We start from the raw sequence: 17766 nt of genomic DNA on the forward strand, positions 1-17766 counted from the left end.
TAAAAATGTCATGCATTCTTAAAAAAACTGTAAGCTAGTTTTAAGAAATCAACTGTATAATGAAAATCGAAGTGGGTAAACTCTTTATTTACTTCTTTTTTCATCTCTAGTGAGGTGAGAAAGGTAATAAGAGATACCCAAAGTTGATTTGAGTTAGAAAGAAGAAAAAGATGAAATTAAAGAAGATTGCACTGTTTGTAACGACGACTTTGGCCTTGTTGACAGCTGTCCCACGTGTTTTTGCAGATAGCAATGTGCAGAAAGTCATTGATGAAACCTATGTCAAGCCAGACTATGTTTTGGGCTATTCGCTGGACCAAAGTCAAATCGAACAAACCTTGAGTCTCTTGAACTACGATAGTTCAAAAGATAAAGAAGAGTGGAAAACCATGACACCAGAGGTTTATTCTTCGATTATGAACGTTGCCAACGATGATAGTTTGGAACTTTATTCCTCTGTTAAAATTCAAAAATTAGGCAAAAATAAGCCACTAGAAGTGAATATCGTGACACCTCAAAATATCACCAAGGTCACTTCAGATATGTATCGTAATGCAGCCGTTACACTTGGATTAGAGCATGCTCAAATTACAGTAGCTTCTCCTATCCAAGTGACCGGAGAAAGTGCCTTGGCTGGTATTTATTACTCGCTTGAAAAAAATGGTGCCAAAGTTTCTCAAGAAAGCAAAGATCTGGCCCAAGAAGAGTTAAAGACTCTATCAGGGATCAATGAAGAGAACGCGGGAAAGAAAAACTTCGATGCGGATAAGTTAAACGTAGCATTGACCGACATAAAAACGGCAGTAGCCAATGCCAAACAGAACAATCAGGATTTAAGCAAGGATGATATTCGAAAGATCGTCGAAGAAACCCTGAAAAATTATAAGCTGGATACAACTGTGACAGGTGATCAGATTAATTTGATCGTGAATTTCGCAGTCAACCTCTCAAAGAGTAGCGTCATCAGTAGCAAAAGCTTTACGAAGACCTTGTCGGATCTGAAAGATAGTATCGTAGACAAGGCAGGCGATACCTTTAACAATATCAATCTCAATTTTGATACCAATGCCATTTTAAAAGACAGTGGAAACTTCTTCACAAATGCGTGGAATGCCATTGCCGGCTTCTTCGGAGCCATCTGGAATGCCATCGTCAAATTCTTTAGTGGTTTGGTTGGTTAAAAATAGCAGGAAAGCACTCCTGACAAGATGTGATATGATACCTCTTAAGTAGACATGGTAAATAACCAAAATCTACTTAAAATGAATGATCTAGAAATGCAAAATCGTCTAGGACATGCTGATATTAAGACCACACTTGGAACGTACTCTCATTTAAGACCAAATGCAATGAAAGAAGTAGCTACTAGAATGACTGGGAAAGTAGTGGTGAGTGATAATAATATCAGAAAGACTAGATTTAATGGTAATCAGCATAGAATTAAATTGCGATAAATAGATAAGTGAATTCTGTATCTCTAACTAATAATATAACAGTAAATGAATTGATTTTACTGTTATTTTAATTTATAATTATAATAGGTTAAACTTACATTTTTTGTTTAGAAGTATATCTAATATAAAACATAAAACTATGTAATATTGTATTAAGTTATTGGGGGGGCATTGATGCCAAGAGAAGGAGTTGCTGTTTACGATTTATTAATTTCTTGCCCTGGAGATGTTAATGAATATCTTGAGTTAATTAAAGAAGCTGTTGATAACTTTAATAAACTTTATGGTAGTTTGAATAATATACAAGTATCAGTCAAGCATTGGTCAACGGATAGTTTTCCTGAGTCGGGTGATAAACCACAGGAATTATTAAATAAGCAAATTGTTAGGAACTGTGATGCAGCTGTTGCTATATTTTGGACAAGATTTGGTACAGCAACAGATAGGTATGGTTCTGGAACGGAAGAAGAAATTGAGGAGATGTTATTAGCAAAAAAACAAGTTTTTATGTATTTTCTAGATACTCCTATAAATCCTTCAGAAATAAATGAGGAGCAATTTGCTGCTGTAAAGAATTTCAAAGAAAGATATAAGGATAGAGGAATATTTTTTACAGTTAAGGACAAAAGTGAATTTAAACGCCATTTTACAAATCATTTAACATTATATTTTTTAAATTTAGTTAATGAAAAAGAAACTTTTCAAAATGAACCATTAAAACCTCTTTTAACAATAAGAGATAAGAATACATCTTCTGACGAATGTTGTGTTCCTATAAAATTTAATTTACTAGATTCAGAATTTTTAAATAAAAACTACCAGAAAATTATTGACTATTTTGAAAAATTAAATAAAACTGTTATTTCTGAAGTTCCAGCTAAAGTAGATAATAATACTAAAAAGTTGACTCGTTCTCTAAAAGAAGAAGATAACGTTATTCTTCTTTCTAAAATAGCTGATGATGTGACTATTAGTGATGATTTTAAAAAACTCATAAACGACTTTGCTATCAAAGAGGAAATCAAACTACATGAGAAATTCTGGTGTTTAGGAAATTTGAAAAAAAATAAACTTCAAATGCCAACGCCTTTCGGAAAAAGTGCGCCTTCTTATATTGGAACCGATGAAGAAAGGAACCGATTTTCTTTATTAAAAAAATTATACTGGGAAATAGTGTCATTCAATGAATACACGGAATATTTTACATTCATGGATAACATTGAATATATAGAGTTAATGGTTTCTAATATAGGTAAGTCATATGATGAAGATATTGATATTAAATTAATAGTACCTAAAGGTTGTCTTTTAAAACATCATGACCTATTATATCCAGGGGAAAATATAATAGAGGAGGTACAGGAAATTAAAATAGAAGAAATACTATTTAAAATTAGTGAAACTGATTCGGTTTGTGCATATGATTATCCTCAGCAACCCTTATTACGGTCAGAAGAAATAAATGTTTCTCCACTTCTAACATATAATAGAACATCTAGTTATGAAAGCCAAAAAAACTATTATAAAGATTCATTAAACGATATATTTATATACAGATATTTTGATAAACCAGAATCTGATATTTTAAGGTTTGATATTGAGTATTTGAAACATAACACTTCAATGGCATTTCCTTCTAAACTATTATTTAAAAATGTTCCTAGAACAATTGAATATGAAATAACATCGAAGTTTATACCAGATATCGTGAAAGGAAAAATAAATCTAAAATCCGATTAATTTGCTAAAAAAGTAGGAAGTTTTATAATAAATATATAAATAAGAACATGATTTAATGAGGTTGATATGAATCAGAACAAAGAGTTAAGTTGTGAATTTGAGTATAAAAATGATTTATACCGAGTTTACGAATTAGATGAAGATGGTAGTGATTATATCAGAATTGTTAGAGAATCAAAGAAGGGTATGTATAAAGAGAGTACTGAAACTGTTAAAAAGATTTTAGATTTAGATATTGAAAAATAGTTTTTGGTGCTTAATTGGTGCTATAAAGAAAATAAAAACGCTGAAATCATTGATTTCAAGCGTTTTTTTGAATAACCTACTCTACTCCCACTCTACAGTTGCAGGTGGTTTGCTTGTGATATCGTAGACGATGCGGTTAACGTGGTCAACTTCGTTTACGATACGAACAGAGATTTTTTGGAGGACTTCCCATGGAATCTTCGCAAAGTCTGCTGTCATTCCATCGATAGAAGTGATAGCGCGGATAGCGATAGTGTAGTCGTAGGTACGGCCGTCACCCATAACACCTACTGAACGAACGCCTGTGTTGACAGTGAAGTATTGCCAGATATCACGGTCAAGACCAGCTTTGGCGATTTCTTCACGAAGAATAGCATCTGATTCACGAACGGTTTCAAGTTTTTCTTCAGTGATTTCTCCCATAACACGGATGGCAAGTCCTGGGCCTGGGAATGGTTGGCGCCATACGATGTGGTCTGGCATACCAAGCTCTGTACCAAGAGCACGAACCTCATCCTTGTAAAGAGTGTTGAGTGGTTCGATCAGTTCAAACTGCATATCCTCTGGAAGTCCACCCACATTGTGGTGAGACTTGATGGTTTGAGCAGTATCCGTACCAGACTCGATCACGTCAGTGTAGAGAGTTCCTTGTGCCAAGAATTTCACATCTTTGAGTTTACTTGCTTCGTCATCAAAAACATAAACAAACTCGTTACCGATGATCTTCCGTTTTTTCTCAGGATCAGATACACCAGCTAACTTATCAAGGAAACGTTTTGCAGCATCTGCTTTGACTATGTTCAAACCAAACTTGCCACCAAGCATCTCCATAACTTGGTCAGCTTCTCCTTTACGAAGAAGACCGTGGTCTACAAAGATACAGATCAATTGATCGCCGATGGCTTTTTGAAGGAGAACCCCAACAACGGAAGAGTCAACACCACCTGAAAGACCAAGAAGGACACGTTTGTCTCCGACGGTTTCACGGATTTTTTTGATCTGCATGTCAATGAAGTTGTCCATGGTCCAGTCGCCTTTAGCCCCACAGATGTTCAAGGCAAAGTTACGCAAGATATCATAACCGTGAACAGAGTGACGAACCTCAGGGTGGAATTGGATTCCGTAGATTTTCTTGTCTGGATTTTCAATCGAAGCGAATGGACAGTCAGCGGAAGTACCAGTGCGGATAAAGTCAGTCGGAATTTCTGTAACAGCATCTCCATGGCTCATCAAGACTAATTGTTTGTCTGGTGTGCCGGCAAAAAGAGCAGAAGATTCTGTCAAAGTCAGTTCAGATTGACCATATTCGCGGTTACCAGCATCACCTGCAGGAACGACCTTCCCGCCCAATTTATGGGTCAACAATTGCATTCCGTAACAGATTCCAAGGATTGGAATACCGAGTTCGAAAATTTCAGGATCGATATCAAAAGAACCTTCCTCGTATACAGAGTTTGGTCCGCCTGAAAGAACGATCCCAACTGGATTGATTGCACGAACTTCATCAGCAGAAATCTTATGGCTCTTCAATTCTGAGAAGACTCCAATTTCACGAATCCGACGTGAAATAAGCTGATTGTATTGGCTACCGTAGTCAAGCACGATGATTTTTTCAACATCATGCAAATCAGTTGATAGGTTTGTCATCTTATCCCCTTCTTAAAGAAATTTACTTTCCTCTATTCTAACACAAAAGCCTTGTCTTTACCAATCTCTGATTGAAGAATTAGGAATTTTACGCTACAATAGAGATAACACAGAGAAAGAGCAAGGTTATGATTCCAGCTTACATTCAAATTCATGATCAGATTAAGTCTGAGATTGATCAAAAAATATGGAAAATCGGGGAGCGTCTTCCCAGCGAACGCGATCTAGCTGAGAAATTTCAGGTGAGTCGGATGACGCTTAGGCAGGCCATTACCCTTCTGGTTGAAGAGGGAGTGCTTGAAAGACGAGTAGGAAGTGGTACCTTTATCACCAGCACGCGCGTCCAAGAAAAAATGCGGGGAACAACCAGTTTTACAGAGATTATGAAATCGCAAGGCAAGGAACCTTCTAGCCAAGTGATTTCTTACCGGAAAACCATTCCTAGCCTTCAAGAAGTGGACAAATTGGGCATCGATAAGACAGAGACCATCATTCGGATGGAACGGGTCCGGTATGCTGATGGGATCCCTGTTGTTTATGAAGTGGCCTCTATTCCAGAGAAATTTATTAAGAATTTCAATCGTGAAGAGGTTACCAGCCATTTCTTCCAAACCTTGGAGCGTCATGGTTATAAGATTGGAAAGTCGCACCAGACCATCTATGCGCGATTAGCTAAAGATAAGATTGCGGACTACTTACAGATTTCAAAAGGACAGGCTATTTTAGGATTGACACAGGTTTCCTATTTTGAAGACGGGACGGCTTTTGAGTATGTGAAAAGCCAGTATGTCGGCGAACGTTTCGAATTTTATTTGGAAAACAATTAAACTCACAATTCACAGTAATAAAAAAACTCTTCAAATGTTTGAGAGACTCTCTCTCTTTGGCATTTGGGAGCTTTTTTAGGTTGAAGTCATTCTTTCTAAATAGTGATAGTATGGTCAAAAAAAGATTTGAAAAAAATTTTTAAAAATTTTTATTTTTTCTTCAATTTTTGATTTTTTTTACGAATTAATAGATAGAAGCTAGTTTTAGATCTAAAAAAAGATATAAGGCAGGAAAAAATGAAAAAAATTAAAATCGATGTGGTAGTTGTTCCCTTGAGCGGGCATCTGTACCCAACTTTAAATCTCGTTAAACCCTTGTTAGATGATCCTTCGATGGAGATCCGGGTTTTCACAGGGCCTCAGAAAAAGGCCGTTGCAGAAAACCTTGGCTTCACTGTCGTTCCAATTCTAGAGGACAAAGTAGAAGAATTTGAACGTGCGGCGAATAACGATAAAAAACTCAATATCTTTTCAGCCTATCGTCAATTGTCCAAGAGCCTCGATTTGATTAATCATGTATCGGATCAATTGCTAGAGGAGTGGCGCGTCAATCGTCCAGATATTGTGATTGCTGATTTTATCACTCTATCAGCTGGTTTTGTGGCAGAAAAGTTGGAAATTCCTTGGATTACCACCATGGCAACCCAATTTGCAATCGAAACTCCTTATGGTCCTCCTTGCTTCTTCGGAGGGATGGGAATCCCGCGCACAAAGAAAGAAGAGAAGATCCAAGCACTATGCCGTAAACTCACGCGCATTGGAAAATACTGTGGGGCTTTCCTCTTACGCAAACGCTTAAAACGTTACAATTTCAAGTTGTACAATCAAAATGGAGTGGAGACCATCTACTCTCCTTATGCCATCTTTGGAATTGGTATGATGGAGCTAGAGTTGAAGACACACTTCCCTCATCAATATGCCTGGCTTGGCCCTTTGGGGACTTCTCTTGAAAAAGCAGAAGATTATCCTTTAGATCTTAGTCCTTACGAGGACAAGACGAAGGTACTCGTGACATGTGGAACCCAGTTGCCTTGGGCAAAAGAGAACTTGCTCCAGCAAACCAAGCAGTTGGCCAAAGACCATCCAGAATGCCACTTTTTCGTCACCTTAGGAGATGGAGCAAAAGACTTTTCTGAAGAAGAAGTAGCACCAAATGTGACGGTCGTCTCTTATCTGCCCTACAAAGAATATATTCCGCAGATGGACTATGTCATTCACCATGGAGGAGCTGGAATCTTTTATCAGTGTATCGAATTTAAAAAACCAGCCTTGATCTTGCCACATGATTATGACCAATTTGACTATGCGATTCGAGGAGTAGAAGCAGGAATTGCCTTTCAAGCTCATCGCAATCGCACCGAAGAGATTCAAGCAGGTTTCAATGCCCTATTAGAAAAAGAATCTTGGGAAAAGTTAGAAAGACTAAACAAACTTTCAAAAACCTACAAGCCGTTGGATACTTTAGAGTTTGAAATTCAACGATTATTAAGACGTGGAACGGATGGGAAACTATGAAAATACTTGTAACAGGTGCGACTGGCTTCCTTGGAAAATATGTGATCGATGAGTTGTTGGCTCACGATTATAACATTGTAGCCTTTGGCCGAAATGAAAAAATTGGGAAGACTCTGGAAAATGAGCGCGTCCAATTTGTGAAAGGGAATTTGAGCTCTACAGAGGAATTAAGACAAGCCTTTCAGCATGTCGATGCTGTGGTTCACGCTGGCGCTTTATCTTCAGCTTGGGGACCTTGGAAGGCCTTCTATCAGGCGAATGTAGTTGGCACTAAAAATGTCCTTGAATTGTGCCGTGAATATGCGGTAAAACGCTTGGTTTACGTATCTTCTCCTAGTATTTACGCAGCTGGAAAAGATCAATTAAACATCATGGAAAGTGATGCTCCAAAAGAAAATCACCTCAACAATTACATCCGAAGTAAATTGGCGTCTGAAAAACTTTTTTCTGACTATCCGGATGTGCCAAGTATCATCTTGCGTCCTAGAGGATTATTTGGTGTGGGGGATACCAGCATTTTGCCTCGTGTCTTACGCCTCAGTCGAAAAATTGGAATTCCTTTGATTCGAGAAGGAGAGCAGCTGATGGATATGACCTGTGTGGAAAATGTTGCCCTAGCCATTCGCTTGGCTCTGGAAGCAAAAGAAGCACACGGGCAGGTTTATAATATTACAAATGGGGAACCAAAGACCTTTAAGTATTTGATCGAAACCACACTAAAGGGATTGGGAGAGCCGATTCGCTATCGGAAAATTCCGGCAGGTCTTGTAGCAGGTGCGGCCTATAGCCTTGAAGGAGTGTATCGATTATTCCATCTGAAAACTGAACCTCCATTGACTCGCTATACCTATTATCTCCTTCGATATAGCCAAACCCTCGATATTCAAAAGGCCCAAACCGAACTTGGCTACTATGCAAAAATGACTATTGAAGAAGGGATTGACAACTATGTCCAACATGATCAAGCGCATTGATTATTTTCCAGCAGGCTATTGTAGCAGTCATTCTGGTCTCTTATTTAAAGGAATTCCAAATGAAAAAATGCAATTTCCGGCAGGTGTCTTTTTGATTCATCATCGTGAAAAAGGCTATATTTTGTACGATACCGGCTATCACTACGAGATTAAGAAAAAAGCTCGGTATTTCTGGTACCGTCTAGCCACCCCAATGCAGATGAAAAAAGAAGACCAGATCGATTATTTATTGCAAGAGCGTGGGATTGATCCAGCAGAAATTACTTATGTGATTCTTTCGCATCTGCACCCTGACCATCTCGGCGGAGCAGCACTTTTTCCAAATGCTCATTTCTTTGTCACCCAGGAAGTCTATGAGGTGTACCAAAAACCGAAGTTTAAAGATCTGATTTTTAAAGAGTTTTTGCCAGCTGATTTCAAAGATCGGGTGACTTGTCTCAAAGCAGATCAAAGGCATCCTGCTTTCCCCTATCGCCCGACCGCGGATCTTTTTGGAGATGGGAGCATCCTTGTTTCGTCCATCGATGGACATGCGAGAGGGCAAGGTTGTCTTTATCTGGATGAGTTCAAACTCTTCATCGGAGCAGATCTTTCTTGGGGAGTAGAGCTCTTGCCTTACACACGGCAAATGCGTCTCATTCCATCCTTGGTTCAGGATGATAAGAAGGCTTATTTAAAAGGAGCTGATTTGCTGGAAACACTCTTGCAAGAGGGCATTCAAGTTTTGGTCAGCCACGACCCGCAAGAACGGATTGAAAGGATTTTAAATGAAAAAAACAGTCTTTCTGAAAACCTTTATTGAAACCAGATGGTGCCACCGATTCCGTTCTAAGGAGGCCTTGAAGCGATACCAAGATAAACAATTGGCACGCTACCATGCTTTTATCACTTCTCAATCTCCCTATTTTCAAACCCATTCTCCCGAATCATTTGGAACCATGGATAAAACCTTCATGATGTCACATTTCAATGAACTCAATACCCTAGGGGTGGATCGAGATCAGGCTTTAGAAATGGCGATTCGCGGAGAACAAACACGAGATTTTACCGAGATGAATGGAGAAGTAGCAGTAGGCTTGTCTTCTGGGACTTCAGGCCACCGAGGAGTTTTTGTCACCACAGAAAAAGAAAGAAGTATGTGGGCTGCAGCGATTCTAGCCAAGATGCTACCGAAAGGAAAACTGTTTGGTCATCGCATTGCCTTTTTCTTACGAGCGGACAATGAACTCTATCAAACCATTAATTCAGGCCTTATCCGCTTGGAATATTTTGATATTTTCAAGGATAGCAAGGAGCATTTAGAGCGTCTCAAAGACTATCAACCAACCATTGTGGTCGCACCAGCTTCAACCTTGATTGAGTTAGCCAACTATGTCAGCAATCAGCAACTTGCGATCCAACCTGTCAAGGTTGTTTCTGTCGCAGAGATTCTAGAAGATCGAGATGCTCAGACCATCGCCAAAGCTTTTCAACTAGACAAGGTTGATCAGGTCTACCAAGCGACAGAGGGATTTTTAGCTTGTACCTGTTCAGAAGGCAATCTACATCTTAACGAAGATATTTTGTATGTCGAAAAAGAGTACCTTGATGATAGTCGCTTTTATCCGATTATTACGGATTTCAAACGAACCAGTCAACCCATCTATCGCTACCGCCTCAATGATATTTTGGTGGAAGATAAGTCACCTTGTCCTTGTGGTTCCGTCTTTACTCGAATCGCAAAGATCGAAGGACGATCGGACGATATCTTTTATTTCAAAAAAGAAGATGGCAGTAGCCAGATGATCTATCCGGATTTTATTCGACGGTGCATCCTCTTTGTCGAAAATATTCAGGACTATCAAGTAACTCAGTTGGCAGATGGATCCATTACCATTGCCTTGAGTCACCGGACAGAGTCTATGGAGCAAGCGATCTTTGCTCAATTTGAACTCTTAGCTCAGCAAAAACAATTCATTCTCCCAAGTATTCAATTTATTGATTACCAATGGGACCCAACACGTAAATTAAAACGTGTTCAACGACTTCAATAAAAGGAGAATCCTATGACTACCGTAAAAAGACATTTGCAAATTAAAGGCTATGGAACAGCGCTTCCAGCTCATACAGTTTCTTTCAAAGACCAGACTCGTTACCGCGTGAAAGAAGGAGAAGAAACACAGATTGATCTTGCAGCGCGTGCGATTAAAGCTGCTTTAAACCATGCAGGACTTAAGATGGCAGACATCGACTGCCTGGTTTCGGCTAGTGCTGTTGGCGTTCAGCCCATTCCTTGTACAGCAGCTCTGATCCATGAGCGCGTGGCCAAGGGACTAACGATTCCTGCTATGGATATCAATACCACCTGTACCAGTTTTGTATCTGCTTTAAGCACTGTTTCTTATCTGATTGAAGGTTGTGAATACCAACGGGTTCTGATTGTATCTAGTGAAGTAGGGAGCCTAGGGCTGAATCCTAAACAAAAAGAAAGCTTTGAATTGTTTAGTGATGGAGCTGCAGCCTTTATTTTTGAAGCAACAAAGGAAGATAAAGGAATCATTGCCAGTATGCAACGTACCTGGTCTGAGGGAGCCCATGATACTGAAATTCGTGGTGGTTTGACAGCTTATCATCCGAAATTGTACTCTGAAGCAACCAAGACTGATTTCATGTTTGATATGAAAGGGAAGAAGATTCTTTTGCTTTCTGCCCGTGTTATTCCAGAAATGTTCCAAGAATTCCAAGAGAAATCAGGCATTTCTAAAGATGCTGTAGACTATATTATTCCTCACCAAGCAAGCCGTGCCTTGCCACTGGTCATGGACAAATTAGGCGTTGGCAAAGACAAGTACCTTAATATTGTCAGTGATTATGGAAATATGGTTTCGGTAGCCGTGCCTTTCGGCCTAGCCTATGCATTGGATCATGGCTATGTGAAGGAAGGAGATACCATCTTCTTGATGGGAACTGCAGCAGGGATGACGGTCAATATGTTGGCACTGAAACTTTAATGACGGATCCTCTTATTTCAAGCTCAAAAAGCATCAAGTCCCGCTAGTCTTTAGCGGGCTTTTTTGATATAATGAAAGGTATGGAAATTGAGAAAACCAACCGAATGAATGCGCTCTTTGAGTTTTATGCAGCGCTCTTGACGGACAAGCAGATGAACTACATCGAGCTCTACTACGCAGATGACTACAGCTTGGCTGAGATCGCGGAAGAGTTTGGAGTGAGCCGTCAGGCGGTCTATGACAATATTAAACGTACAGAAAAAATTTTGGAAGATTACGAAATGAAACTCCATATCTATTCCGATTACATTGTTCGTAGTCAGATTTTGGATCAGATTTCTGAAAAATACCCTGAAGATCCTTTTTTACAGGAACAAATTTCTGTGCTTTCCAGTATCGATAATCGAGACTAAATAAATATAAGACTTAACTAGGAGAAAGAGTATGGCATTTGAAAGTTTAACCGAACGTTTACAAAACGTCTTTAAAAATCTTCGTAAGAAAGGGAAAATCTCTGAAGCGGATGTCCAAGAGGCAACCAAAGAGATTCGTCTAGCCCTCTTAGAGGCCGACGTTGCCCTTCCTGTTGTAAAAGACTTCATCAAACGCGTCCGCGAGCGGGCTGTAGGTCATGAAGTCATCGAAACCTTGAACCCTGCCCAACAAATCGTGAAGATTGTCGATGAAGAATTGACAGCGATTTTGGGTTCAGAAACAGCAGAAATTATCAAATCACCTAAGATTCCAACCATTATCATGATGGTCGGTCTTCAAGGGGCTGGTAAAACAACCTTTGCGGGTAAATTGGCCAACAAATTGGTCAAGGAAGAGAATGCACGTCCTTTGATGATTGCGGCCGATATCTATCGTCCAGCAGCCATCGACCAGTTGAAGACTCTTGGTCAACAGATCAATGTCCCTGTCTTCTCACTTGGTACAGAAGTCCCTGCAGTAGAGATCGTTCGTCAAGGTTTGGAGCAGGCGAGAGCCAACCACAATGACTATGTCTTGATCGATACGGCTGGTCGTCTGCAAATCGATGAAAAACTCATGGGCGAGTTGCGGGATGTCAAAGCCCTTGCCGAGCCAAATGAAATCCTCTTGGTTGTCGATGCCATGATCGGTCAAGAAGCAGCCAATGTGGCGCGTGAGTTCAATGAACAGCTCGAAGTGACTGGGGTCATCTTGACCAAGATCGATGGGGATACCCGTGGTGGTGCGGCCCTTTCTGTCCGTCAGATTACTGGGAAGCCAATCAAGTTCACTGGTACTGGTGAAAAAATCACTGATATCGAAACCTTCCACCCAGACCGCATGTCTGGTCGGATCCTCGGTATGGGGGATATGCTGACACTGATCGAGAAGGCTTCTCAAGAATACGATGAAAAACGCTCTCTTGAACTCGCTGAAAAAATGCGGGAAAATACCTTCGATTTCAATGACTTCATTGATCAGTTAGACCAAGTTCAAAATATGGGACCAATGGAAGATCTGCTCAAGATGCTTCCAGGGATGGCCAATAACCCTGCCATGAAGAACCTCAAAGTCGATGAACGAGAAATTGCTCGCAAACGCGCGATCGTATCATCCATGACACCAGCTGAACGCGAAAATCCAGATTTATTAAATCCAAGCCGTCGTCGTCGGATTGCGGCTGGTTCAGGAAATAGCTTTGTCGAAGTCAATAAATTCATCAAGGACTTTAACCAAGCTAAGCAGATGATGCAAGGCGTCCTCTCTGGCGATATGAACAAGATGATGAAACAAATGGGGCTTAATCCGAATAACATGCCGAAAAATATGCCTGGCGGAATGCCAGATATGTCTGCCCTCGAAGGCATGATGGGACAAGGTGGCATGCCTGACTTGTCAGCTCTTGGCGGAGGCGCTGGAATGCCTGATATGAGCCAAATGTTTGGTGGTGGTCTCAAAGGAAAAGCCGGCGAATTTATGATGAAACGGGCGATGAACAAGATGGCCAAACAAATGCGCAAAAATAAGAAAAAACGGAAATAATTCTTTCTAATAAGGGCCTGGAACAAACTGTTCTGGGTTCTTTTAGAAACTACTACTAGAGGAAAGATGTTAAAAAAACTATTTCAACAAGTCATTCGTTTCTTTGCAAGATTGTTTTCTTCGCACAGCAAGCCCTTTGAATTCCCTAAAGGGTCGAAGAAACCACCGATCAGACCAATCATCTTTGTCCCCGGGAGTTCAGCAAGTATCCAGCGATTCAATGGAACCATTCGCATGCTCCATCGCTTTTCTAGAAAAAAGCAAAGTCTCTTAAAAATAAAGGTCAATAAAGATGATTCTATAGAGATGGAAGGAAGACTAAATACAAAAGAGCCAAACCCTATGATTGTGATTGGCTTTGAGAACAATCGAGATGGCTACAGCAATATCAAGCAGCAAATCGAATCCCTTAAGATCGCCATCACCTACCTCCTTGATCACTATTATTTTACAGAGTTCAAGGCAGTCGGGCACTCCAATGGTGGACTAGTTTTGACTGGTTTACTGGAAAGTGGCTTTTTAGAAAAGAAAAAGCTGACCGTAAGGAAGCTCGCTATTATTGGCAGTCCTTACCAATTCAATCAAGATATGTATGACGATTTTCAAAAATGGAAACATCGCCTAGGAAAAGAAGTAGAGGTCCTTAACTTTGTTGGTAGCTTTGCTGGAAAATCAGATGGCATCGTCCCTCTCTCTAGTGCACAAGCAGCAAAATCTATTTTTGAGAAACAAGCCTATACAGAAGTAAATTTAAAAGGACGCAAGGCTCATCATTCAGCTTTACCCACTAATCCAGATCTAGTGAAACAATTAAGTCTATTTTTGAATCTGTAAGTAAATTACATAATTTAGGTTATGTAATTTTTATTTGTCTCTTGCAATCCTTAAGTAAATATGGTACATTTTTGGTAGCGATTACACATACCTAAGGAGGATTTTATGAAAGATCCTAAATTACTAGAGACAATGAAAGCATACAAGGGACGGGATGATGTTCCTGATGATTTTGATAATTTTTGGAATCAAACCCTAGCAAAGATGACTGAACTGCCTGAATACAAGCTTGAAGAACGAGATTTCAGCATTCCAAATGTGATTTGTTATGAATTAACCTTTAAAGGAACCAGAAATGGCCTTGTCTATTCAAGAATGATTCTTCCAAAAACGGATCAAAAGATTCCAGTAATTTTCCATTTTCATGGCTATATGGGACGTTGTTGGGATTGGGCTGATATGTTGGCTTATACAGTAGCCGGCTATGGTGTTGTGTCTATGGACGTAAGAGGGCAGTCAGGCTACTCAACAGACGGTGACCGTTCACCACTTGGTAATACGGTAAAAGGACAGATTATCCGTGGAGCCGTGGAAGGTCCGGAAGAGCTCTTTTATAAGGATATCTACTTAGATCTTTACCAGTTAATTGAAATTGTAGCCAGCCTTCCTCAAGTAGATGACAGCAAACTTGCCAGCTACGGAGCCTCTCAAGGTGGTGCCCTGGCCCTGATTGCTGCTGGATTAAATCCCCGAATCCAACGAACAGTCGCCATTTATCCATTCTTATCGGATTTCAGACGGGTATTAGAGATCGGAAATACCAGTGAGGCCTATGACGAGCTTTTCCGTTATTTCAAGTTCCATGATCCATTCCATGAAACGGAAGATCGTTTGATGCAGACTTTGGCCTATATTGATGTGAAAAATTTTGCCCATCGTATCAAAGGACAGGTTCACATGATTACAGGTCTAGATGATGATGTCTGTTATCCTGAAACGCAGTTTGCCATTTATAATCGATTAGAAGGTCCAAAAGAGCATTTAATCATGCCAGAATATGCCCACGAAGCAATGAACGTTCAAGTCAATGATCGAGTCTATAATTGGCTCTGTGGTAGCAAGATTCCATTTCAATATGTAGAAAAATAAGTTACAGAAGAAACCAATCAGTAAATCCATGAGGTTTGCTGATTTTATTGTGTTTAAAAGGGATCTAAAAACTAAAATTTTTTGTACTTTACCCTAGACAGTGGATAAACCCTTGACACGACTGAGTTTAAGGCGTAATGTACACTCTTTGAAAAATGTACTTTATAATCGAAATGTACTTTATTTTAATGCTGGATAAAGTACATTTTTTGATTGAGTAGCTTAGATGCGTAATGTATCAAAATAGTCCCTTTTAACCCCCTTGTAGGCATAGAAACTTTGATTTAATCAGTTTTTTGAATTTAGTAAAGTACATTTTCACTAAAATTCAGGTTTGAAAATTTTCCAGTTTTCACTTTTATAAAGTATAAAATTGACTATTTTCTTGATGAAAAAAAATTCCAGTTATAAGGGTGTATAGAAAGGGATACAAAACAGTCCTATAGAGCCCCTATAACATCTTTCCGAAAAACTATAATTTTCTTGAAAAATATATCTGGCTATGCTATACTACTAGTATAGAAAGATTTGGAGAAAAACATGAAACGCGAGATCTTATTAGAACGGATTGATAAACTCAAACAAGTCATGCCCTGGTACGTTTTGGAATATTACCAATCGAAACTGGCCGTTCCATACAGTTTTACGACCTTGTACGAATACTTAAAGGAATACGATCGATTTTTCACCTGGGTTTTGGAATCTGGTATATCAGATGCTGACACCATGGCCGAGATCCCCTTAGACGTTCTGGAGCACATGACCAAGAAAGACATGGAATCCTTTATTCTTTACTTACGTGAACGCCCTCTGCTCAATGCCAATACAACAAAAAACGGGGTTTCCCAAACAACGATTAACCGCACTTTATCTGCACTTTCTAGCCTTTATAAGTATTTGACCGAGGAAGTTGAAAATGAGCAAGGGGAACCTTATTTCTACCGTAATGTCATGAAGAAGGTTGCTACCAAGAAAAAGAAAGAAACCTTGGCGGCTCGTGCTGAAAATATCAAACAAAAGCTCTTTTTAGGGGATGAAACTGAGGGATTTTTGAATTATATCGATGAGGAATACCCTAAAACACTCTCAAATCGCGCCTTATCTTCCTTTAATAAGAATAAAGAGCGAGATTTAGCCATTATCGCACTCCTTCTTGCATCTGGTGTCCGTTTATCTGAGGCAGTCAACTTGGACCTTCGTGACCTCAATCTTAAGATGATGGTGATTGATGTTACTCGAAAAGGTGGGAAACGTGACTCAGTCAATGTTGCTGCCTTTGCTAAGCCTTATCTGGAGCAATATCTTGCTATTCGAGACAAACGTTACAAGACTGAAAAGACTGATACAGCCCTCTTTCTGACCTTGTATCGAGGTGGTCCAAACCGAATTGATGCTTCTAGCGTTGAAAAGATGGTCGCCAAGTATTCAGAAGACTTCAAAGTCCGCGTGACACCCCATAAACTTCGCCATACATTAGCAACCCGTCTCTATGATGCAACCAAATCACAGGTTTTGGTCAGCCACCAGCTGGGACATGCTAGCACACAAGTTACAGACTTGTATACGCATATCGTTAATGATGAGCAGAAAAATGCTTTGGATAGTTTGTGATATTACATAACGTAAATTATGTAATATATTAGTTTTAAAAAGAGCGATAGATTTTTTGAATGTCTACCGCTCTTTTATTAATTATATAAACGTATGAGAATCTTTATAAATATGATCTGTTTTCTTCATCAGCCTATACCTCCTGGATAGCTATAAAAGATAATCTAGAAGATCCTACCATTCTTCAACCATGGACTAGTTGAGCCTTATTACTTCGTCAGCTTGTTCCCAAATTACTGGATTATGGGTTGCAATAATGATTAAACGATCTTGCTTCTTTAACGTCAAGAGCAAGTCCATCACCTCTCGAGAAGTTTCTGGATCAAGTGCTGCAGTTAGTTCATCCGCTAAAATCAAAGGTGGATCCTTTAAAATAACTTTAGCCAATGCAACACGTTGTGCCTCGCCACCAGATAATTCATAAATCTTTTGATCCAGAGAAAGGTAAGCCAGTCCTACTTTTTTGAGTACTTCTTCTTCTTGCTGCTTCTTCTCCTTTTTTGTTAATTTTTGACCAATCAATCCCAAATCTAAATTTTTAGCGATCGTTTCGTTTTCAAGTAGGCCAAAGTTTTGAAAGAGATAGCCTAATTCATGCTTAAAAAAGTGATGTTGTTTGATTTGTTTCAGTTCCTGCCCTTGATAGCTTATACTCCCTTCTTCATAAGGCTCTATCTTAGCCAAAATATTAAGCAAGGTTGTTTTACCACACCCACTATTTCCGGTCAGAGCATAGACCTTACCTTCTGTAAATTGCAAGCTCAAATCTTGAAAGACCGTTCGTTGGCCAAATGATTTGGTTAAATGTTCTACGCTAATCATA

The 17766-nt window shown here is 39.5% G+C and carries 16 protein-coding genes and 1 pseudogene; 15 read left to right on the forward strand and 2 right to left on the reverse strand.

The annotated features are described in order from the left end of the window. Positions 1-170: 170 nt before the first annotated feature. The 4 genes and pseudogenes from LPB220_RS05780 (at position 171) to LPB220_RS05795 (ending at position 3440) form a co-directional block, all read left to right on the forward strand. The gene (locus tag LPB220_RS05780) at positions 171-1181 is read left to right on the forward strand and encodes a DUF1002 domain-containing protein (protein WP_150906075.1); all 1011 of its coding nucleotides are present in this window, start codon (positions 171-173) and stop codon (positions 1179-1181) included. 75 nt (positions 1182-1256) lie between these two features. After that, positions 1257-1454 (forward strand): annotated as a pseudogene (locus LPB220_RS05785) (site-specific integrase); the annotation flags it as partial. 174 nt (positions 1455-1628) lie between these two features. Then, positions 1629-3194, forward strand: a complete 1566-nt coding sequence (locus LPB220_RS05790; RefSeq protein WP_150906077.1) for a hypothetical protein — start codon at positions 1629-1631, stop codon at positions 3192-3194. 66 nt (positions 3195-3260) lie between these two features. Continuing rightward, positions 3261-3440 carry a hypothetical protein gene (locus LPB220_RS05795; protein WP_150906079.1) on the forward strand — a complete coding sequence of 60 codons (180 nt, stop codon included), beginning with the start codon at positions 3261-3263 and terminating at the stop codon, positions 3438-3440. Positions 3441-3521: 81 nt separating this feature from the next. On the opposite strand, the gene guaA is transcribed toward LPB220_RS05795, so the two are convergent. Continuing rightward, positions 3522-5087 carry a glutamine-hydrolyzing GMP synthase gene (gene guaA / locus LPB220_RS05800; protein WP_150906081.1) on the reverse strand — a complete coding sequence of 522 codons (1566 nt, stop codon included), beginning with the start codon at positions 5085-5087 and terminating at the stop codon, positions 3522-3524. Positions 5088-5215: 128 nt separating this feature from the next. Between guaA and LPB220_RS05805 the strand changes: the two genes are divergently transcribed. The 11 genes from LPB220_RS05805 (at position 5216) to xerS (ending at position 16943) form a co-directional block, all read left to right on the forward strand. Then, positions 5216-5914: a GntR family transcriptional regulator gene (locus LPB220_RS05805; protein ID WP_003016564.1), complete on the forward strand. Its 699-nt coding sequence runs from the start codon at positions 5216-5218 to the stop codon at positions 5912-5914. A 237-nt stretch (positions 5915-6151) separates the two neighbouring features. Then, positions 6152-7429, forward strand: coding sequence for a glycosyltransferase (locus LPB220_RS05810; RefSeq protein ID WP_150906082.1), 1278 nt, complete (start codon positions 6152-6154; stop codon positions 7427-7429). Continuing rightward, positions 7426-8403: an NAD-dependent epimerase/dehydratase family protein gene (locus tag LPB220_RS05815; RefSeq protein ID WP_150906084.1), complete on the forward strand. Its 978-nt coding sequence runs from the start codon at positions 7426-7428 to the stop codon at positions 8401-8403. The genes LPB220_RS05810 and LPB220_RS05815 overlap by 4 nt, the downstream gene beginning before the upstream one ends. Further along, the gene (locus LPB220_RS05820) at positions 8378-9205 is read left to right on the forward strand and encodes an MBL fold metallo-hydrolase (protein ID WP_150906086.1); all 828 of its coding nucleotides are present in this window, start codon (positions 8378-8380) and stop codon (positions 9203-9205) included. The genes LPB220_RS05815 and LPB220_RS05820 overlap by 26 nt, the downstream gene beginning before the upstream one ends. After that, positions 9171-10436: a F390 synthetase-related protein gene (locus LPB220_RS05825; RefSeq protein WP_150906088.1), complete on the forward strand. Its 1266-nt coding sequence runs from the start codon at positions 9171-9173 to the stop codon at positions 10434-10436. The genes LPB220_RS05820 and LPB220_RS05825 overlap by 35 nt, the downstream gene beginning before the upstream one ends. 12 nt (positions 10437-10448) lie before the next feature. Further along, entirely contained in the window at positions 10449-11393 is a 945-nt protein-coding gene (locus LPB220_RS05830; RefSeq protein WP_150906090.1) for a 3-oxoacyl-[acyl-carrier-protein] synthase III C-terminal domain-containing protein, read from the forward strand. An 80-nt stretch (positions 11394-11473) separates the two neighbouring features. Beyond that, entirely contained in the window at positions 11474-11806 is a 333-nt protein-coding gene (locus tag LPB220_RS05835) for a putative DNA-binding protein (RefSeq protein ID WP_150906092.1), read from the forward strand. 31 nt (positions 11807-11837) lie between these two features. Continuing rightward, on the forward strand, positions 11838-13409 hold the full coding sequence (ffh, locus tag LPB220_RS05840; RefSeq protein ID WP_024055635.1) for a signal recognition particle protein: 1572 nt from the start codon (positions 11838-11840) through the stop codon (positions 13407-13409). 66 nt (positions 13410-13475) lie between these two features. After that, positions 13476-14243: an alpha/beta hydrolase gene (locus tag LPB220_RS05845; RefSeq protein ID WP_150906094.1), complete on the forward strand. Its 768-nt coding sequence runs from the start codon at positions 13476-13478 to the stop codon at positions 14241-14243. Positions 14244-14348: 105 nt separating this feature from the next. Further along, complete coding sequence (locus tag LPB220_RS05850; protein ID WP_150906096.1) at positions 14349-15332, forward strand: acetylxylan esterase; 984 nt, start codon at positions 14349-14351, stop codon at positions 15330-15332. Between the two features lie 540 nt (positions 15333-15872). After that, positions 15873-16943, forward strand: coding sequence for a tyrosine recombinase XerS (xerS, locus tag LPB220_RS05855; RefSeq protein ID WP_023918153.1), 1071 nt, complete (start codon positions 15873-15875; stop codon positions 16941-16943). Positions 16944-17138: 195 nt separating this feature from the next. Here the strand turns inward: xerS and LPB220_RS05860 are convergent, their stop codons facing one another. Beyond that, positions 17139-17765, reverse strand: coding sequence for an ABC transporter ATP-binding protein (locus tag LPB220_RS05860; protein ID WP_150906098.1), 627 nt, complete (start codon positions 17763-17765; stop codon positions 17139-17141). Between the last annotated feature and the right edge of the window lies 1 nt (position 17766).

Source organism: Streptococcus sp. LPB0220 (assembly GCF_008727815.1).
In the GTDB taxonomy this organism is placed as follows: Bacteria; Bacillota; Bacilli; order Lactobacillales; family Streptococcaceae; genus Streptococcus.

What these genes read in the sequence shown, in the direction of transcription:
- LPB220_RS05780 (WP_150906075.1), top strand. Translation starts at nt 171, where the DNA reads ATGAAATTAAAGAAGATTGCACTGTTTGTAACGACGACTTTGGCCTTG.
- LPB220_RS05790 (WP_150906077.1), top strand. Translation starts at nt 1,629, where the DNA reads ATGCCAAGAGAAGGAGTTGCTGTTTACGATTTATTAATTTCTTGCCCT.
- LPB220_RS05795 (WP_150906079.1), top strand. Translation starts at nt 3,261, where the DNA reads ATGAATCAGAACAAAGAGTTAAGTTGTGAATTTGAGTATAAAAATGAT.
- guaA (WP_150906081.1), bottom strand. Translation starts at nt 5,087, where the DNA reads ATGACAAACCTATCAACTGATTTGCATGATGTTGAAAAAATCATCGTG.
- LPB220_RS05805 (WP_003016564.1), top strand. Translation starts at nt 5,216, where the DNA reads ATGATTCCAGCTTACATTCAAATTCATGATCAGATTAAGTCTGAGATT.
- LPB220_RS05810 (WP_150906082.1), top strand. Translation starts at nt 6,152, where the DNA reads ATGAAAAAAATTAAAATCGATGTGGTAGTTGTTCCCTTGAGCGGGCAT.
- LPB220_RS05815 (WP_150906084.1), top strand. Translation starts at nt 7,426, where the DNA reads ATGAAAATACTTGTAACAGGTGCGACTGGCTTCCTTGGAAAATATGTG.
- LPB220_RS05820 (WP_150906086.1), top strand. Translation starts at nt 8,378, where the DNA reads ATGTCCAACATGATCAAGCGCATTGATTATTTTCCAGCAGGCTATTGT.
- LPB220_RS05825 (WP_150906088.1), top strand. Translation starts at nt 9,171, where the DNA reads ATGAAAAAAACAGTCTTTCTGAAAACCTTTATTGAAACCAGATGGTGC.
- LPB220_RS05830 (WP_150906090.1), top strand. Translation starts at nt 10,449, where the DNA reads ATGACTACCGTAAAAAGACATTTGCAAATTAAAGGCTATGGAACAGCG.
- LPB220_RS05835 (WP_150906092.1), top strand. Translation starts at nt 11,474, where the DNA reads ATGGAAATTGAGAAAACCAACCGAATGAATGCGCTCTTTGAGTTTTAT.
- ffh (WP_024055635.1), top strand. Translation starts at nt 11,838, where the DNA reads ATGGCATTTGAAAGTTTAACCGAACGTTTACAAAACGTCTTTAAAAAT.
- LPB220_RS05845 (WP_150906094.1), top strand. Translation starts at nt 13,476, where the DNA reads ATGTTAAAAAAACTATTTCAACAAGTCATTCGTTTCTTTGCAAGATTG.
- LPB220_RS05850 (WP_150906096.1), top strand. Translation starts at nt 14,349, where the DNA reads ATGAAAGATCCTAAATTACTAGAGACAATGAAAGCATACAAGGGACGG.
- xerS (WP_023918153.1), top strand. Translation starts at nt 15,873, where the DNA reads ATGAAACGCGAGATCTTATTAGAACGGATTGATAAACTCAAACAAGTC.
- LPB220_RS05860 (WP_150906098.1), bottom strand. Translation starts at nt 17,765, where the DNA reads ATGATTAGCGTAGAACATTTAACCAAATCATTTGGCCAACGAACGGTC.